Below are 17,627 nucleotides of genomic sequence, written 5' to 3'. Positions count from 1 at the left end.
GCGCGAATTTGGCATTCTGACACCTGAAATTTCATCCTGAAGGTGAGTTTGCCGTGTCTGGAGATAGCGAAGAGGAAAAGACCGAATCCGCAACCGCCCACCGAATAGAAAAAGCACGAGAAGAAGGTCAGGTTCCGCGCTCGCGCGAACTGACATCCGTGCTGATGCTGGTGGCAGGCTTCGGTATTTTGTGGATGGGTGGCGAATCAATGGCCCGTAAAATCGGCCGTTTGCTGGCTCAGGGTCTTAACTTCGATCACTCAGTGGTCAGCGATACCAGCCAGATGCTGCGGCTGATCAGTTCATTGTTTCTTCAGGCTGTTTACTCGCTACTGCCGATTATGGCCGGGCTGGTGGTGGTTGCTATCGCAGCCCCGATGCTGTTAGGCGGCGTGCTGATTAGCGGGAAAGCGATCAAGGTCGATTTCGGCAAGATGAACCCGATTAAAGGGCTGGCGAAGCTGGTTTCCGCACAGACCGCCACCGAGCTGGTGAAATCGATCCTGAAAGCCATTCTGGTTGGCTGTGTGACCTGGATTTTTATCAAGCACAACTGGCCAGAAATGCTGCGGTTAGTCAGCGAATCGCCTTATACCGCGCTGGCCAGCTCGCTGAACATGATTGCCATGTGCTGCATGCTGGTGATTCTGGGCCTGTCGCCGATGGTGGGTTTTGACGTGTTCTGGCAGCTCTACAGCTACTTCAAAGGATTACGCATGACTCGTCAGGATATCCGTGACGAGCACAAACAGCAGGAAGGCGACCCGCACGTTAAAGGGCGTATCCGTCAGCAAATGCGCGCCGCCGCTCGCCGCCGCATGATGGCCGATGTGCCAAAAGCTGACGTGATTGTAACTAACCCGACACACTTCTCCGTGGCGCTGAAGTACGACGAACGCAAAATGAGCGCGCCAAAAGTGGTGGCGAAAGGGGCAGGTGAAGTGGCCCTGCGTATCCGTGAATTAGGTAAAGAGCACCGCGTTCCGATTCTGGAAGCACCGCCGCTGGCGCGTGCGCTTTATCGACATAGTGAAATTGGTCAGCATATTCCTGGTACGTTATATGCGGCTGTAGCAGAAGTGTTGGCCTGGGTCTGGCAGCTCCGTCGCTGGAAGCTTGAGGGTGGCCTGGCTCCGAAAAAACCAAACAATTTACCGGTGCCGGAAGCGCTGGACTTTGTTCCTGATGAGAAAGACTGATGGCGAACCTGGCCGCTTTATTACGGTTACCGAATATGAAAGATACCCAATGGCAGGTAATGGCCGGGCCGGTATTGATCCTGATGATCCTGTCGATGATGGTGCTGCCGCTGCCGCCTTTCATCCTCGATCTGTTATTCACCTTTAATATTGCGCTGTCGATCATGGTGCTGCTGGTGGCGATGTTCACCCAGAAAACCCTTGAATTCGCCGCTTTCCCCACCATTCTGCTGTTCTCCACCTTACTGCGCCTGGCGCTGAACGTGGCCTCTACCCGTATTATCCTGATGGAAGGGCATACGGGTGCCGCCGCTGCCGGCCAGGTGGTTGAAGCTTTCGGCCACTTCCTTGTTGGCGGCAACTTCGCCATCGGTATCGTGGTGTTTATCATCCTCGTTATCATCAACTTTATGGTTATCACCAAGGGTGCTGGCCGTATTGCTGAAGTGGGCGCGCGCTTTGTGCTGGACGGCATGCCCGGCAAACAGATGGCGATCGACGCCGACCTGAACGCCGGTCTGATTGGCGAGGACGAAGCGAAGAAACGCCGTGCCGAAGTGACCCAGGAAGCGGATTTCTACGGGTCAATGGACGGTGCAAGTAAGTTCGTTCGTGGGGATGCCGTCGCCGGTATCATGATCATGGTCATCAACGTCATTGGCGGCCTGCTGGTGGGTGTTGTGCAGCATGGAATGGACGTGGGCCACGCGGCGGAAACCTATACGCTGTTGACCATCGGTGACGGTCTGGTTGCGCAGATCCCGGCGCTGGTTATCTCGACCGCGGCAGGTGTTATCGTAACCCGCGTGGCCACCGATCAGGACGTTGGCGAACAGATGGTCACTCAGCTGTTCAAAAACCCTCGCGTGATGATGCTGAGTGCGGGCGTTCTGGGCCTGCTGGGGCTGGTTCCCGGCATGCCTAACCTGGTGTTCCTGCTGTTCACCGCTGCGTTGCTGGGCCTCGCCTGGTATCTGCGCGGTAAAGAGAGCAAGCCAAAAGCCGCGCCGCAGAGCAGCATGGTTAAACCCACCGAAACCCCGGCTAACGTTGAAGCTTCCTGGACCGACGTTCAGCTGGAAGACTCGCTGGGCATGGAAGTGGGCTACCGTCTGATCCCGATGGTGGATAATACTCAGGATGGCGAACTGCTGGGCCGTATCCGCAGCATCCGTAAAAAATTCGCCCAGGAGATGGGGTTCCTGCCGCCGGTGGTGCATATCCGGGACAATATGGATCTGCCGCCAGCGCGCTACCGGATCCTGATGAAAGGGGTGGAGATTGGCAGTGGTGATGCTTATCCGGGCCGCTGGATGGCGATTAACCCAGGCACCGCCGCAGGAACCCTGCCGGGTGAAGTCACGGTGGATCCCGCCTTTGGTCTGTCCGCCATTTGGATTGACAGCGCGCTGAAAGAGCAGGCGCAGATTCAGGGCTTTACGGTCGTGGAAGCCAGTACCGTGGTGGCGACCCATATGAATCACCTGATTGGTCAGTACGCCAGCGAGCTGTTTGGCCGTCAGGAAGCGCAGCAGCTGCTGGACCGCGTGACGCAGGAGATGCCGAAGCTGACAGAAGACTTGATTCCGGGCGTGATCACGCTGACTACGCTGCACAAAGTGCTGCAAAATCTGCTGGCAGAAAAAGTCTCTATCCGCGATATGCGCACCATTATTGAAACGCTGGCCGAACATGCCACCGTGCAGACCGATCCGCATGAGCTGACGTCAGTTGTGCGTGTGGCGCTGGGCCGGGCGATTACTCAGCAATGGTATCCGGGCAATGGTGAAGTGCAGGTTATCGGGCTGGATACCACGCTTGAACGTCTGCTGCTTCAGGCATTACAGGGCGGTGGCGGACTGGAGCCGGGCCTGGCCGATCGTCTGCTGGCTCAGGCACAGAATGCCCTTGCTCAGCAGGAAGCGCTGGGTGCGCCACCGGTGCTGCTGGTTAACCATCCTCTGCGTGCGCTGCTGGCCCGCTTCCTGCGTCGCAATCTGCCGCAGCTGATGGTGATTTCCAACCTGGAGCTGACCGATAACCGTCAGATCCGCATGACCTCTACCATTGGTGGGCATTAATGAAAAAAATGCTGCTGCTGTTGCTCTGTCTGCCTGGCTTTGCCATGGCAGGCGGCGCATGGCACGCGTCGGCAACGGGCCCGGGTCTGGTGAATCGTGGCATGCAGGCCTTTTCTCCGGCGCTTAACCCACCTGAGCCGGTTAAAGGCGTGATGACTGAGATCGCCTGGCGCTATGCGCTGACCGGCCCGGCACCGTCCGGGCTGGTGGTGTATCTCTGTGCGGAAAGCCGCTGCGTGCCGCTGGAAGGCGCCAGCGGTTCGACCCGTGGACTGACTAATATCCAGGCGGGAGAGAGCCTGCATTTTATTTACGGCATACAGGGCAAAGGGCGCCTGAATCAGGCGCTCCGTGTGTTAAGTAACGAAGTGATGGTCAATTACCGCTAGGGCGACTCGCTCAGCAAAACGAGTGCGTGGCCCGTGCCAGAAGCCAAATCTAACGTGTCGCCGACCCTCCGCCTTTCTCCGCTAAGAAGGTCGCGATACTCCCGGTTAGCCAGCGCGCCACTCAGCGCGATTGCCGTCTCTGCCCAGCGTTTCGGGTTGGAGAGGGGCACTTCCTCCGTACTAAAGACTAAGCGAGGCGTGACCACGATCAGCACCGTGTCGTTTAGCGTGCGGGCGAAAGCCAGCACCCGTTCAGCCTGCTCACCGCTTGCGTCGAGCGGAAGATAGTCGCCGTGACGAAACAGCGTGGGCTGCTGCTGACGCGCGTGTAAAATCTGCGCAATAACCTGCTGCTTCAGTTGACCGCTAAACCACGCTTCTTCATGACTGAAATCAGGTTTTGCCTGTGCGGCAAGCTGCTGCTCAAGCGCGGAATAATTTGGTTCACGGCGGTTATCCGGATCGACCAGGCTGTAATTCAATCCTTCGCTACCCTGGTAAATGTCGGGTATGCCCGGCGCAGTCAGCTTAACAATGGTTTGGGTAAGCGTGTTGACAAGACCGGCGCGGATAAACGGCTGGAGTGACTGGTGAAAATCCTGCAAAAAGGCCTGATTGTCCGGCGAGAGCAGGTGGCTGGCATAACCGAGCACCGCTTCTTCATAAGGATCGTTGCTGTCGCCCCAGTTGGTGCGTGATTTGGCTTCCCGCAGCGCTTTTTCCACAAAGGGTAAAAACCGTTCTTCCAGCGCTTTCAGCGCAGCTTTATCCTGCGGCTGAAGACGCGGTGGCCAGAGGCCCGCCAGCGCCTGATAGAGCATCCACTCCACGCTGGGTTTGGGCGCCACACCATCCTCAAGCGCTTTGACCGCCGAATGGTTCATCTCCCGCCAGCGGCTAACATACTCCGCCCAAAGATCCGGCGCTTCGGTCAGCGTGTAAAGCCTCGCTCTGGCATCTTCGCCGCGCTTGGTATCATGCGTGGAGGTGGCGGAGAGGGCATCCGGCTGCCGTTCAAGGCGCGTTTGCATTTCTGCATGGAAGAGTGCGGTTGAGAAGGTCCGCGGTACCGGCTCGGCACCGACTTCGTTCAGCGCCAGCGCCATGTTCTGCCGGAAAAATAGCGTATCCTCCACCGATTTCGCCATCAGCGGGCCGGTAAGCTGCTGGAATTTGGTGCGGAACGTCGTCGCCTTGTCTGCAACAGCGGCAGAAATTTCACCGGCGAGAAGGCGCAGCAGGAAATCCAGCGCGTCGGCATCAGGCGCATTTACGCCCGCTCTGACCTTGTCAGCAATCTTTTGCAGCAGCGCACTGTCCGCGGGTGGCAAACCGGCTGCGGTGCCGTAAGTGCGATAGACCGGGAAGGCCACCAGCAGTTCACGCAGGGCTTTACCCAGCGTCTCTTCTTCTAACGTCACGCCTTCGGTTTCCGCGATCGCCGCCGCCAGCCGCAGCAGGAGGGTAAATTCGCCTTCAAAATTCTTGCCGACCATCAGCAGCTTAGCCGCGCGCAGTTCGGCAGAAATATTCACCGGCTTGCCAAGCTCATCACTGTAGGCGTCGCGCAGCGCGGCAAGCTGTTGCCCGTCAACCAGCGCGTTAGACAGCGAGGCGATAAACTCGTAGCCGGTCGTACCGGATATGGGCCAGTCAGCGGGAAGTTGTTCGCCTTCACCGAGGATTTTTTCCACCGTGATATAACAGGCTTCACCTGCCTGCTGGCGAAGCCGCTCAAGATACGCTTTGGGATCGGCCAGGCCGTCGACATGATCGATCCGCAGACCGTTAACCGCGCCGGCGTGAACCAGCTCAAGGATCAAGCGATGGGTATCATCAAAAACGGTCGGATCTTCAACGCGCACGCCGACCAGCCCGGTGATTTCAAAAAATCGGCGGAAGGAGAGATCGTGCGGCGCATCCCGCCAGGACATCAGCCGCCAGGGTTGACGGTCATGCAGTTCAGCGATTTTCGCTTTATCCGTTATTTGCAGCACGCCGTCCGGGTCGTCCTGCCAGCTTTCAGGTGCCAGCGGATAGAAAGCGTCGTAACAGGCTAAAGCCGGTCTGCCGGTTTTGGGATCGGGTTTTATCGCGATTTCGCCATTTTCCAGCGCCTTCTCAAAGGTATCGCCGAGGAACGGCAAGGTCAGACGACGCGACCAGTCAATGTCGAAATGGTGTGCGTAACGGCTCTTCTCGCCGTGTTCGATGACGTCATACCACCAGGCATTTTCCAGCGACGAGGCCATATGGTTCGGCACAATATCCAGAATCAGACCAATGCCAGCCTCTTTCAATGCGTTAGCCAGGCGATCAAATCCTTCACGGCCACCGATCGCCGGATCGATCTCGTTAGCATCGGTGACGTCATAGCCATGAGTGGAGCCGGACAACGCGGTAAAAATCGGCGAGGCGTAAAAATGGCTGATGCCGAGCCGCTGTAAATAAGGGATCAGGCCGACGGCGCGATCAAAGGTCATGCCGTTACGGAACTGGATACGGTAAGTCGATGTTGGTACTTTCACTTTTTCTCTCCCGCATCAAGACGGACAATAATGGCATTTTGTGGCAGCCCGTTTTCCACTTCCGGCCAGGCAAAAATCGTTTCGCCAGGCAGGTCAGGCAGCGGCTGCGGCGTTGCGCCAATATTCAGCGCCAGCGACAGCGTACCCTGCGGGAACGTCCAGCTAACGGCAACAAAACCTTCCGCCGTTTTCAGTACGCTGCCCGAGTTACCGCCAGCGGTCGCCAGCAGCGGCACGATATGCTGCTGACGCAGCGTTAACAGCTTACGGGTAAAGGCCAGCCACGCTTTGCCGTCCTCCGTTTCCAGCGCCTGCCAGTTCAGTTTTGAGGCGTCAAAGGTACTTTTTGCGTTGGGATCGGGCACGTCTTCGCCATCATGACCTTCAAACTCTTCCGCCCGTCCTTTACGCACCGCTTTGGCAAGATCGCCATGAAAATCAGTGAAAAACAGGAAAGGATGGGTCTCGCCATACTCCTCGCCCATAAACAGCAGCGGGATATGCGGTGAACAGAGCAGCAGGGCAAGCAGAACTTTCGTGCGTTCGGCACCGGCCAGCGTAATCAGCCTTTCACCCTGCGCGCGATTGCCGACCTGATCGTGATTCTGAATGAAATCCACAAAAGCCACTGGCGGCTGGTCGGTGCTTTTTACGCCGCGTTTTTTGCCTGACTGGGGCGAAACCTCGCCCTGATAGGCAAAGCCTTCCGTCAGAATGCGAGCGATAAGCTTTTCCGGCGCGTTGGCAAAATCGCGATAATAGGCCTGGGTTTCGCCGGTAGCAAAGACGTGCACGGCATTGTGGAAATCGTCATTCCATTCGCCGGTAAACAGCGGCACGGCACCGTCTGCTTCGCGCGGATGCAGAAAAATAACGTTACGGCTGTCTTCGGTGGTCAGATGAATGGGGCGGTCGGTAATCTCTGCACGAATGCGTTCTGCAATCTCAATCAGCGCGTGCTTATCAGAAATATCTTCGATCTGATCGATGGCATCAAAACGCAGACCGTCAAGATGATATTCCTTTAGCCAGTAGAGCGGGGCTTCGACAATATAGCGGCGGGCGGCATCCACATCATAAGCGATGCCCGCCCCCCACGGCGTCATCCGTTCCTTGTGGAAAAAATCGGGCGACAGCCGCGGCAAATAATTGCCTTCCGGGCCAAAATGGTTGAGGACGATATCCAGCACGACAGAGAGGCCATGGGAATGCGCGGCATCAACAAAAGCTTTGAAATCGTCCGGCGAGCCATAGGCGGAGTGCGGGGCGTAAAGCAGCACGCCATCGTAACCCCAGCCACGATTACCGCCGAACTGGGAGACCGGCAGGATCTCAAGCATCGTGATGCCAAGCTCGGCCAGCGCGGGCAGCTTCTCTATGGCAGCCTGAAAAGTGCCTTCTGGCGTAAAAGTGCCGATGTGCATTTCATAGACTACGGTTTGTTCCCAGGGGCGACCCTGCCAGGCGCTGGTTTGCCAGCGATAAGCCGTAGGATCGATGACCAGAGAAGGGCCGTTGACGTCGGCCTTTTGCGCCCGTGAAGCCGGATCGGGTAACACCAGGCCATCGGCAAGAACAAAATTATATTCCGAACCGGGGACCACGCCGGGTACCTCGAGTTCAAACCAGCCCTCTTCATTGCGACGCATCTCGTGCGCTTTGCCGGAAAGTTGCAGTGTCACTTTTTGCTGGCCGGTTGCCCAGACACGAAAGCGAACGGTATCGGCGGCCACATAATCGGCCCCCCAACTTTTAAGAAACGCTCTGGACTCCATTCGATTGCCTCGCTAAACGTTTAAATAACAGGCGATATACGAACTCAATCATAGACTATGGTTTACAAGTTGATGCGAAGGGAGGCGGTGTGGTTGGGGAGTTAAAGGATTTACCCATCAAAAAGGGGACGAAAATCGTCCCCTCAGACGGCTGACAAACTCAAAGCACGGGGAACACTGGCCTGGAACAAAGCGTCCTGGGCCATGGACGGCCCGGGCCGAGCCGGCACGGATGCCGCTTTTTGCGTCTTTGTGGAAGGCCAGTGTTCCTCGTGCCTGCACTATGTCAATAAGCTCAGGGGACGAAAATCGTCCCCTGAGCGTTAACAGAATGCGCTGTGCGTTACATACGTTCTACGGTTTCGATACCCAGCGTTTCCAGACCCTGCTTCAGCGTTTTTGCCGTCAGCAGCGCCAGCGTCAGGCGGCTCTGCTTCGTGGCTTCGTCTTCCGCAGACAGAATTGGGCAGTGCTCGTAGAATCCGGAGAACAAACCGGCCAGATCGTATAAATAAGCACACATCACGTGCGGCGTACCGTCACGCGCAACCTGAGTGATGGTCTCTTCGAACTGCAACAGGCGTACGGCCAGCGCTGCCTCACGATCTTCGGTAATGGCAGTTTTACCCTGAACTTCAGCTTCGTTGATACCCGCTTTACGGAACACCGACAGCACGCGGGTGTAGGCATACTGCATATAAGGCGCGGTATTACCTTCAAACGCCAGCATGTTGTCCCAGTCGAACACGTAATCCGTGGTGCGACTCTTGGAGAGATCGGCGTATTTCACTGCGCCAATCCCAACGGTGTTTGCCAGCTGCTTAAGTTCTTCAGCAGGCATATCGGGGTTTTTCTCGCTCACCAGACGCGTGGCGCGTTCGACCGCTTCATCAAGCAGATCGGATAATTTGATCGTGCCGCCCGCACGGGTTTTGAACGGCTTGCCGTCTTTGCCCAGCATCATGCCGAATGCGTGATGCTCCAGCGGTACAGATTCAGGCACGTAACCGGCTTTGCGTACGATAGTCCACGCCTGTTGCAGATGCTGGTGCTGGCGGGAATCGATGTAATAGAGCACGCGATCCGCATGCAGGGTCTCAAAGCGATATTTGGCGCAGGCGATGTCGGTGGTGGTATAGAGATAGCCACCATCCTTTTTCTGGATGATCACCCCCATCGGCTCGCCGTCTTTGTTCTTGTATTCGTCCAGGAAGACCACGGTCGCGCCTTCGCTCTCGACCGCCAGGCCTTTCGCTTTCAGATCGGCCACAATGCCGGGCAGCATATCGTTGTACAGGCTTTCGCCCATCACATCTTTACGGCTCAGCGTCACGTTCATGCGGTCATAAATTTTCTGGTTCTGCGACATCGTAATGTCGACCAGCTTTTTCCACATCTTACGGCAGTATTCATCACCGCCCTGAAGCTTCACTACGTAGCCGCGCGCGCGTTCAGCGAAGGCCGGATCTTCATCATAAGTGCGCTTGGCTTCACGATAGAACACTTCCAGGTCGGCCAGCGCGATCTCTTCATGATGCTCATTCTGCTGTTTTTCCAGAAAAGCAATCAGCATACCGAACTGCGTGCCCCAGTCACCCACGTGGTTAGCGCGGATGACATTATGACCAAGGAATTCCAGCGTACGGACGGCAGCATCGCCAATAATGGTCGAACGCACATGCCCTACGTGCATCTCTTTCGCGACGTTTGGCGCAGAATAATCAATCACAACGGTTTGCGGCGTTACTGGCGTAATGCCAAGGCGCGGCGCATTAACGACGTTATCCACCTGCGCTGAAAGCCATTTGGCATCCAGAAACAGATTAATAAAGCCCGGGCCGGCAATTTCGACTTTGCTGGCAATACCTTGCAGATCGAGATGGTTCAGGACTTCTTCAGCCAGTTGTCGCGGGGCTTTACCCAGTTTCTTTGCTACCGCCATGATGCCGTTAGCCTGGTAATCACCAAACTGTGCTTTGGCTGACTGCCGTACCTGCGATTCGCAACCGGCCGGAGCCCCTGCTGCGATCATCGCCTGACTGACTTTATCTGAAAGAAGAGCCTGAATATTCACCGAGTTACCTTATATGCTGAAATGCCTGCGGGGATAATCGCAGGCGGTCATTCCGTCAGCGCCCGCCAGCAGAGCGATCTGCTGTACACTGGCACTGCTCAAAAAAGAAGGGGAAAAGTATACTGCATTTCAGAGTGGATTATCCAGGTGCCTGATGGACTGAAGGGCACAGGGGCGCAGGAAACGGTCGTTTCCTGCGAATATTCAGGAGCGACGACGACCAGGGCGGTAAGGACTGGTAATAGTCGTTTTACCGCGTACCTTCCAGTGGCGCACCAGAGCAAAGCCCATCATTACGATGAGCACTGCGACGAGCATCAACATAAGCATTTTGCTATTCCTTGTGTAAGTAGCGGGACAAATCTATAAGGAACAAGAATACCCTACAAGTCAGGGCCAGCGATTTAAGAATAGTCGCATTGTATAAATTTAACTAAACAAAAACAGAAAGTTAAAAACTCTTTTTCAGAAAAATCGCTGAAACAAAGCCAATCTAAACTCAATAAAAGGCAGTTTTTTCCAATTTTTTATAAGTTTTACTGGTGGATATTTAAATATTCAACAGAATAGCTGGCCCGAACAAGCGGAGTATAAAATTCACAATGATTAAGATAATTACAGTAAGCGCGAGGTTAAAAGATGTTTGAAGGTCATTTCGCGGAAGAATTAGCCGATTTAGCTAATGATTCATCACGTTTTTTACGATCTCTTTACGATCTGGCGGACCGGTTAGGGCTACAGCTGGATGCGCTGAAAGCTGACCATATCGCCGTGCGTTGTCATCAGTCCGCCACCGCAGAACGCTGGAAAAAAGGCTTTTTACAGCATGGTGTGCTGTTTTCTGAAAAAGCGATTCACGGGCGCCCAATTGCGCTATTTGAGTTAACAACGCCGCTAAAAGTAGGGCCATGGGAAATCAGTGTGGTTGAGCTGCCCTGGCCGGGTGAAAAGGTCTACCGGCATGAAGGTTGGGAGCACGTTGAGATTGTTTTAAGCGGCGATCCGCATACGTTGAGCGCCAGGGCGCTGGCGCTGTTTGCCGATGAAGGGTTGAGTAAGCCAGGTCTGTCGATCAAAAACAGCGCGCCAAAAGGCGAGGGCGAGCGCCTGCCGAACCCGACGCTGGCCGTCTCAAACGGTACCGTCACCATCAAGTTCCATCCCTGGAGCCTGAAAGAGATTGTGGAAAGCGAGTTATAAAACGACCCGGAGAGGCAGGGTACGCACTGCCTTTTCCATCCTTTTTATAGCTTCATCAATCAGGTCGCGCGGGCAGCCAAAATTGAAGCGGACGAAGCCGTCATCTCCAAAATCCCGTCCCGGCGAAAAGCCCAGCCCGTGTCGTTCAAAAAACAGCGCCGGGCTGGCGACGTTGAGCTTGCTGGCATCAATCCACGCAAGATAGCTGGCTTCCGGCGCGACAACGGAAAGCCCCTCGATAGCATTGATGCGTTTTACCAAAAGATCGCGCGACTTCTGTAAATAGGCCAGCTGTTCGTCAAGCCAGGCCTGACCGTCACGCCAGGCCGCATTGGCGGCCACCAGCGACAGAATATCCACTGGCGGAACGATGCCCTGACGTATTGCCTTAAATCGCTCGCGTAAGGTTTTATCCGGGATGATCGCCACGGAAGCACCAAGCCCGGCAATATTAAAGGTCTTGGACGGCGAGACCAGCGTCACCGAACGCCGTGCGGCATCCTCATTCAGGCTGGCGAAAGGAATATGTTTCACGCCCGGTTCAAGCAGCAGATCGCAGTGGATCTCATCAGAACAGACGATCAGATCGTGGCGCTGAGCGAAGCTGAGCTGTTCTTCCAACTCTTCCCGGCGGTACACTGTGCCCCCGGGATTTTGTGGGTTACAGAGCATCAGCAGCTTTTCATTACCGTCCATTTGCGCTTCAAGCTCGTCCAGCCGGATCACCCAGCGTCGATCTTCAAGCTGGAGCGGGGCATTAATTTGTCTGCGGTTTGCCAGCTTTGCCGCAGAGCGAAAAGGCGGATAAATGGGCGTAGGGGCAATGGTGCCCTGATGCGCGTCGGTAAAAGCGCGAACGGCGATATTCAGCCCGCTCACGACGCCGGGTAAAAAAACCAGCCATTCAGCTTTAATTTGCCACTGATAACGCTCGGCCATGCGCATCATTATCGCGTCGGCCAACTCTACCGGCGAGCTGCCGTAACCAAAAATTCCATGCTCAACACGCTGTTTCAGAGCATCAATAACGCAATCCGGCGAACGAAAATCCGTGTCCGCTATCCACAGTGGCAGGATATCCCGCGCACCATATTTCTGCCATTTAAGACTATCGCTGTGACGGCGATCTATCCGCTGGTCAAAATTACATGTCATGTTAGCGATTCCCGTTAAAATTATTCTTAGCGTGTCATACCAGACTAATACAGCGGAATTCATTCACACAACCCGCCAGCAGTCATTAAACAGGAGGATGGAATGCTAAAACTGGAAGTATGCTGCTTTGGAGTCGATTGTGCCCTTACCGCTGAAAAAGCCGGTGCCGATCGGATTGAACTTTGTTCAGCGCCGTCAGAAGGAGGATTAACGCCTTCCGCAGGGAGCTTAAAACAGGCCCGCAACAGTATTACTATTCCCGTACATCCTATCGTGCGCCCACGCGGAGGTGATTTTTGCTACACCGACGGCGAGTTTAATGAGATAAAGTCGGATATCGCCTTTATCCGTGAGCTGGGCTTTCCTGGCGTGGTGGTCGGCATGCTGGACGTGGACGGCCATATTAATATGGCCCGGATGCAGCAGGTCATGGCCCTCTGTGAAGGCATGGCGGTGACTTTTCATCGCGCCTTTGATCTGTGCCACAGTCCATTGATGGCGCTGCAACAGCTCACCGATTTAGGGGTCGCCCGTATTTTAACTTCCGGACAGCAGCAAAGCGCCGAAAGTGGATTACCTTTATTAAAGGAACTAACTCGCAACACGCGTGGTCCAATCATCATGGCGGGTGCTGGTGTTCGCCTCAGCAATTTGCAGAAGTTTGTTGAGGCCGGTTTGAGCGAGGTTCACAGCTCGGCCAGCCAGCGTGTCGCTTCACCAATGCGCTATCGTAAAGCCGGGGTATCGATGAGTTCCGTAGCGGAAACAGATGAATTTAGCCGTCCTTGCGTAGATAGTGATATGGTGGAGGCAATGAAAGCTTCCCTGGCGCTCAGTTCTCCCGTCAGAGTCGCCTGAATCCGATTTTGCCGCGCAGCACGCCAGTTCAGCGACGTGATGTTTGCAAGTACCAGGCCCCATCGTTTTGATGGGGCTTTTTTTCTTGATAAATTCGGGTGCAGAACAAGCCTTTCCGCCATCTCCCGTGGTTTGCTTTACACTTATTTTGTTCTTTCAATGTTGATGAGACTCCTGATGAACATCCTCAATCTGGCTGTTGGATCTGTTGCTTTGTTCACCGCGTTTTTTTCCGGCATAGCCTCGTCTGCAACAGCCTGCCCACCCAATGCCCAACTGATCAACGACAGCAACAGCATTTTGCTGCTCGGTGGTACAGCCAAAGGGCCGATAAAGCAGGTGGTTATGGGCGAGTTTGGTAAAGACGTTAATCAGCAGAAACGGATCCTGGGTGAGTTTGACCGCTGCGGCTCACTGCTGCGCGCGGACGTCAGTTTTGATAAGGCCGAAGGTAATATGCTGCTGAAGATGGTGCAGAGCATTGTCCGTGTTACCAGCGGGTGGGAAGCGGTGTATGACATGTCGGTTTTTGTCATGCAAAGCGGGCAGCCGGTGGAGGTCAATCGCAAGCAGGGGAAAATCAATTTCCTGACCGGCAAACAGGGCACCATCACCAGTTCCACCGACGCGTTTTTGTTGCAGGGAAAGAAAGGCTTTACGGAAACAACCAACAGTTACGACCCGCGATCGAGGTTGATTAAGAGCGTGGCCCGCGGATCGGATCGGCAAACGAACGGTGAATATCGTTATCAGTGGAACGAGAAAGATCAGCTGATCGCCAGCACATCCGCCAGCAGTAAGATGAGCTGGCTGTACGATAAGCAGAACCGCGAGCAGCGCCTTTCGACCCAAACGCATAACGAGAACAGCGAACTGACGGCCGTTGATGAGTGCCAGCTTTGGGACGATCATGATAACTGCACGCTCAGTTACTCACGCGAAAAGGAAGTTTTCGCGCAAGGTGAAATCCTGCGTAATATCAGTGCCGCCTATAAGTTTGAATATTGGGATAACAGCAAGGAAGAGGGGCAATAGCACGGCAGGAAAGCGGGTGCGCAGGAGGCACCCGGCGTTGGTTGACAAATCGTACCGCAGGTTTACTTGATGGTCTGACTGAAAGCATCCACGGCCAGAATCGCGCTGGCAACGTCTTCCGCGCTGAGATGAGGATTAAGGTTTTTCAGCGTATCGCCTTCGCTGTTTGCCAGTTCGCCGATTTTGACCAAATTTTCCCAGCTTTCATTGTCCAGATGCAGCTCTTTCAGCGTGGTTGGCATCTTAATGGCGCGATAAAAACGAATATAGCGCGCGATTTCTTCGTCCGGACGCTGCTCCAGCACCATCTGCGTTAGCGTTCCGTAAGCCACTTTTTCGCCATGGGTCAGATGATGGATTTCGCCGTCAATGGCGGTAAAACCATTATGGATAGCATGCGCGCCAGCCAGCCCGGCATTTTCAAATCCGAGACCGGAAAGCAGCGTGTTCGCTTCCACTACCGCTTCCACCGCTGGCGTCACCAGCTTCTGCGCGACCGCCTGGTACGCACTGAATCCGTAGGTGAGTAAGGTTTTTTCGCAGGCTTCGGCAATCGCCATACCGGCAATGGTCGGATCGCCATCCACCATCGATTTGCTGTGTGAGCGTTTCACTGCCTGGGCTTCAACAAAGGTTGCCAGACCATCGGCAATGCCGGAAGCAAACAGCCGGACTGGCGCGCGGGCGCAGACCTGCGTATCTACCAGTACCAGATCCGGGTTCTTGCTGTAAAAACGATAGCTTTCAAAGACGCCGCTGTCGGAGTAGATCACCGAAAGCGCGCTGCAAGGCGCATCAGTTGAGGCTATGGTAGGCACGATAACCACCGGCTGTTTCAGCTCATCGGCAACGGCTTTGACCGTGTCCAGCGTCTTGCCGCCGCCAAGACCTACCACCAAACGGGCACCCTGATTTTTCGCCAGTCCTGCCAGACGGGTGATTTCGTTGCTGGAGGCTTCGCCCTTAAACTGCTGATAATGAAATTCGATTTTATGCTGTTGCAGCGAGGCCTGAACCTCTTTGCCAATCAGCCCCCAGACGATTTCATCCGCAACCACAAAGGCGCTATTGCCTAACTCCGCCACATACTCGCCAAGCTGTGCCAGAACGCCAGCACCCTGAACATATTTACGCGGTGAAGAGAAAACAAATTTACTCATGTGGGACTCCTTTCAGGTAAATGAAAAAGATGTCGTACGGATTATAGCCTGGCCTGTTTTCGGGCGGTGGGCTTGATTAAACGCGGGATTAAAGGAAAAAGCCTGATTTGTCTCTATCGCTGAAGGGGCAGTGTTTTAGAACAAGTCGCTATTGATCAAGTATCTGCTGTGAACAGCGTAGTTATTGGCAACCTGTTCTGCCAACAACGCAAGGGTCTGCGGGCGGCAGCCAGGGAAGATAAACCGGATATCGGGCGCAGGGACGCGCCGGTTAAGCCGCCGGGCGGCGGCCCGGTGTTCTGCCCCTCACTGGCGACAGACGCCGGATCCGCCGTTGGCCTTGCGTCTTTTTACCGACCGCAGCTGGCGGGTCAGCATTTAACCCAAAACCTTATGGCTTCCGTGCCACCAGTACCGCGCGCAGCGGTGCCGGATAACCTTCTATCGTTTTATTCGAATCCAGCGGGTCGAGAAACTCCGCCAGCGACTCGCTGGTCATCCAGTCGGTACGGCGCTGCTCTTCTGTACTGGTCACGGAATAGTCGGCGATGCGCACATCGACAAAACCACATTTCTCCAGCCAGTTCTTCAACGCGCCCGTAGAGGGAATAAAGTAGACGTTGCGCATCTGAGCATAGCGTTCGCCCGGCACCAGCACTTCCTGGTCGCCACCGGCAATCACCAGCGTTTCCAGCACCAGCTCGCCGCCGCTTACCAGCTGATTCTTCAGCTGCAACAGATGATCCAGCGGCGAACGACGGTGATAGAGCACGCCCATCGAAAACACCGTATCAAACGCTTTCAGCTCCGGCAGCTGCTCAATGCCCAGCGGCAGCACATGCGCACGCTGATCGTTGCCCAACAGCTTGCGCACCGCTTCAAACTGGCAAATGAACAGCTGCATCGGATCGATGCCCACTACGAGGTTTGCACCTGCGCCAACCATCCGCCACATGTGATAACCACTGCCGCAGCCCACGTCCAGAATGGTTCGGCCCGCCAGCGGAGAAATATGCGGCAGCACGCGATCCCACTTCCAGTCCGAACGCCATTCGGTGTTGATGTTCACGCCGTACAGGGAATAGGGGCCTTTGCGCCACGGCATCAGATTGCGCAGCAGCTTTTCAATGCCGCCGCGCTGACGCTCGGTCAACTGACTGCTGTCGGCGGTAACGCTGTGCAGCAAATCTAAGGTTTCTGGCGTCAAATCCGGCAGGTATTCAACCGAGCGATCCCAGTTTTTAAAATGACCGTGCAGCTGCTCACGCTGCCAGGTTGCGATCTGTGCCGGAAGCGTCTCCAGCCAGTGGGAAAGCGGACTCTTTGCGATTAACTGGTAAAAATTGCCGAACTCCATCAGTCAGTTCCTGCCTTCAGTGCGATGAGCGAGCCAAAATTAAAGCACTGGAACCACAGCTCAGCGTGTTCAAATCCAGCAGTGCGTAAACGGGCTTTGTGCGTTTCCACGCTGTCGGTCAGCATCACATTTTCCAGCATGCTGCGCTTCTGACTGATCTCCAGTTCGCTGTAGCCGTTAGCCCGTTTAAAATCGTGGTGCATATTGAAGAGCAGTTCGCCAACGTCGGCATCGGCAAAGCTGAATTTTTCGGAAAGCACCAGCGCGCCGCCCGGGCGCAAACCCTGCCAGACCTTATTGAGCAAATTCTGACGCTCGTCAGGCTCTAAAAATTGCAGGGTAAAGTTCAGCACCACCATCGAGGCATTCTCAATGGCGATATCACGAATATCCGCCTCGATTACCTCAACCGGCGTATCGGCGCGGAAGGCGTCAATATGACGGCGGCAGCGTTCAACCATCGCCGGGGAATTATCCACGGAGATAATTTTGCAGCCTTCAGCCCTGATATTGCGGCGCACCGACAGCGTGGCGGCGCCCAGCGAACAGCCTAAATCGTAAACCTGACTGTTGGGCTGAACAAAACGCTCGGCCAGCATGCCGATCATAGAAATAATATTCGAATAGCCAGGCACCGAGCGCTGGATCATATCGGGAAAAACTTCAGCCACGCGCTCGTCAAACGTCCAGTCGCCCAGTTTGGCAATCGGCGCGGAGAACAGCGTATCGCGGTTAGACATAATGGTAAGTCCGGGAGAAAAACGGAAAGGCGGTATTTTGGCAGAAAGCGGCGCAGGCTGCACCCTTTCTGCCACT

The 17,627-nt window shown here is 55.1% G+C and carries 14 protein-coding genes; 6 read left to right on the top strand and 8 right to left on the bottom strand.

Annotated features, from left to right (window positions below; translation table 11 throughout):
* The first annotated feature begins 53 nt into the window (after positions 1 to 53).
* Genes flhB through EHV07_RS12950 form a run of 3 tightly spaced genes read left to right on the top strand, consistent with a single transcriptional unit; the run spans position 54 to position 3,669 of the window.
* The gene (gene flhB, locus EHV07_RS12960) at positions 54 to 1,199 is read left to right on the top strand and encodes a flagellar biosynthesis protein FlhB (protein ID WP_147198457.1); all 1,146 of its coding nucleotides are present in this window, start codon (positions 54 to 56) and stop codon (positions 1,197 to 1,199) included.
* Positions 1,199 to 3,280: a flagellar biosynthesis protein FlhA gene (gene flhA / locus EHV07_RS12955; protein WP_147198456.1), complete on the top strand. Its 2,082-nt coding sequence runs from the start codon at positions 1,199 to 1,201 to the stop codon at positions 3,278 to 3,280. Before flhB ends, flhA begins: the two co-directional genes overlap by 1 nt.
* Positions 3,280 to 3,669 (top strand): flagellar protein FlhE, encoded by a 390-nt coding sequence (locus tag EHV07_RS12950; protein ID WP_147198455.1) that lies wholly within the window; start codon positions 3,280 to 3,282, stop codon positions 3,667 to 3,669. The genes flhA and EHV07_RS12950 overlap by 1 nt, the downstream gene beginning before the upstream one ends.
* On the opposite strand, the gene treY is transcribed toward EHV07_RS12950, so the two are convergent.
* The 4 genes from treY to EHV07_RS25060 form a co-directional block, all read right to left on the bottom strand.
* On the bottom strand, positions 3,666 to 6,152 hold the full coding sequence (gene treY / locus EHV07_RS12945) for a malto-oligosyltrehalose synthase (protein WP_254446357.1): 2,487 nt from the start codon (positions 6,150 to 6,152) through the stop codon (positions 3,666 to 3,668). The two genes, EHV07_RS12950 and treY, sit on opposite strands and share 4 nt — an antisense overlap.
* 41 nt (positions 6,153 to 6,193) lie before the next feature.
* Positions 6,194 to 7,972 carry a malto-oligosyltrehalose trehalohydrolase gene (treZ, locus tag EHV07_RS12940; RefSeq protein WP_147198453.1) on the bottom strand — a complete coding sequence of 593 codons (1,779 nt, stop codon included), beginning with the start codon at positions 7,970 to 7,972 and terminating at the stop codon, positions 6,194 to 6,196.
* Positions 7,973 to 8,315: 343 nt separating this feature from the next.
* Positions 8,316 to 10,046, bottom strand: coding sequence for an arginine--tRNA ligase (gene argS / locus EHV07_RS12935; protein WP_147198452.1), 1,731 nt, complete (start codon positions 10,044 to 10,046; stop codon positions 8,316 to 8,318).
* Between the two features lie 204 nt (positions 10,047 to 10,250).
* On the bottom strand, positions 10,251 to 10,376 hold the full coding sequence (locus EHV07_RS25060; RefSeq protein WP_256377168.1) for a hypothetical protein: 126 nt from the start codon (positions 10,374 to 10,376) through the stop codon (positions 10,251 to 10,253).
* A 309-nt stretch (positions 10,377 to 10,685) separates the two neighbouring features.
* Here EHV07_RS25060 and EHV07_RS12930 point away from each other — a divergent pair, with 309 nt between their 5' ends.
* Positions 10,686 to 11,246, top strand: a complete 561-nt coding sequence (locus EHV07_RS12930; RefSeq protein WP_147198451.1) for a VOC family protein — start codon at positions 10,686 to 10,688, stop codon at positions 11,244 to 11,246.
* Here EHV07_RS12930 and EHV07_RS12925 read toward each other — a convergent pair.
* On the bottom strand, positions 11,241 to 12,401 hold the full coding sequence (locus EHV07_RS12925; protein ID WP_147198450.1) for a MalY/PatB family protein: 1,161 nt from the start codon (positions 12,399 to 12,401) through the stop codon (positions 11,241 to 11,243). The genes EHV07_RS12930 and EHV07_RS12925 overlap by 6 nt on opposite strands.
* Positions 12,402 to 12,503: 102 nt before the next feature.
* Here EHV07_RS12925 and cutC point away from each other — a divergent pair, with 102 nt between their 5' ends.
* The gene (gene cutC / locus EHV07_RS12920; RefSeq protein WP_147198449.1) at positions 12,504 to 13,259 is read left to right on the top strand and encodes a copper homeostasis protein CutC; all 756 of its coding nucleotides are present in this window, start codon (positions 12,504 to 12,506) and stop codon (positions 13,257 to 13,259) included.
* Positions 13,260 to 13,436: 177 nt separating this feature from the next.
* Entirely contained in the window at positions 13,437 to 14,294 is an 858-nt protein-coding gene (locus tag EHV07_RS12915) for a hypothetical protein (RefSeq protein WP_254446241.1), read from the top strand.
* A 62-nt stretch (positions 14,295 to 14,356) separates the two neighbouring features.
* On the opposite strand, the gene EHV07_RS12910 is transcribed toward EHV07_RS12915, so the two are convergent.
* From EHV07_RS12910 to cmoA, 3 genes are all read right to left on the bottom strand, one after another.
* A complete protein-coding gene (locus tag EHV07_RS12910) occupies positions 14,357 to 15,454 on the bottom strand; it encodes a glycerol dehydrogenase (RefSeq protein WP_147198448.1) in 1,098 nt (365 codons plus the stop codon).
* A gap of 391 nt (positions 15,455 to 15,845) precedes the next feature.
* Positions 15,846 to 16,814 carry a tRNA 5-methoxyuridine(34)/uridine 5-oxyacetic acid(34) synthase CmoB gene (cmoB, locus tag EHV07_RS12905; protein ID WP_147198447.1) on the bottom strand — a complete coding sequence of 323 codons (969 nt, stop codon included), beginning with the start codon at positions 16,812 to 16,814 and terminating at the stop codon, positions 15,846 to 15,848.
* Positions 16,811 to 17,551, bottom strand: coding sequence for a carboxy-S-adenosyl-L-methionine synthase CmoA (gene cmoA, locus EHV07_RS12900; RefSeq protein ID WP_147198446.1), 741 nt, complete (start codon positions 17,549 to 17,551; stop codon positions 16,811 to 16,813). The genes cmoB and cmoA overlap by 4 nt, the downstream gene beginning before the upstream one ends.
* Positions 17,552 to 17,627: the final 76 nt, after the last annotated feature.

The organism is Pantoea sp. CCBC3-3-1 (genome assembly GCF_007981265.1).
GTDB lineage: Bacteria > Pseudomonadota > Gammaproteobacteria > Enterobacterales > Enterobacteriaceae > Erwinia.
The sequence above is the reverse complement of the archived record's forward strand: the minus strand, read 5'-3'. Positions and strand labels throughout refer to the sequence as shown.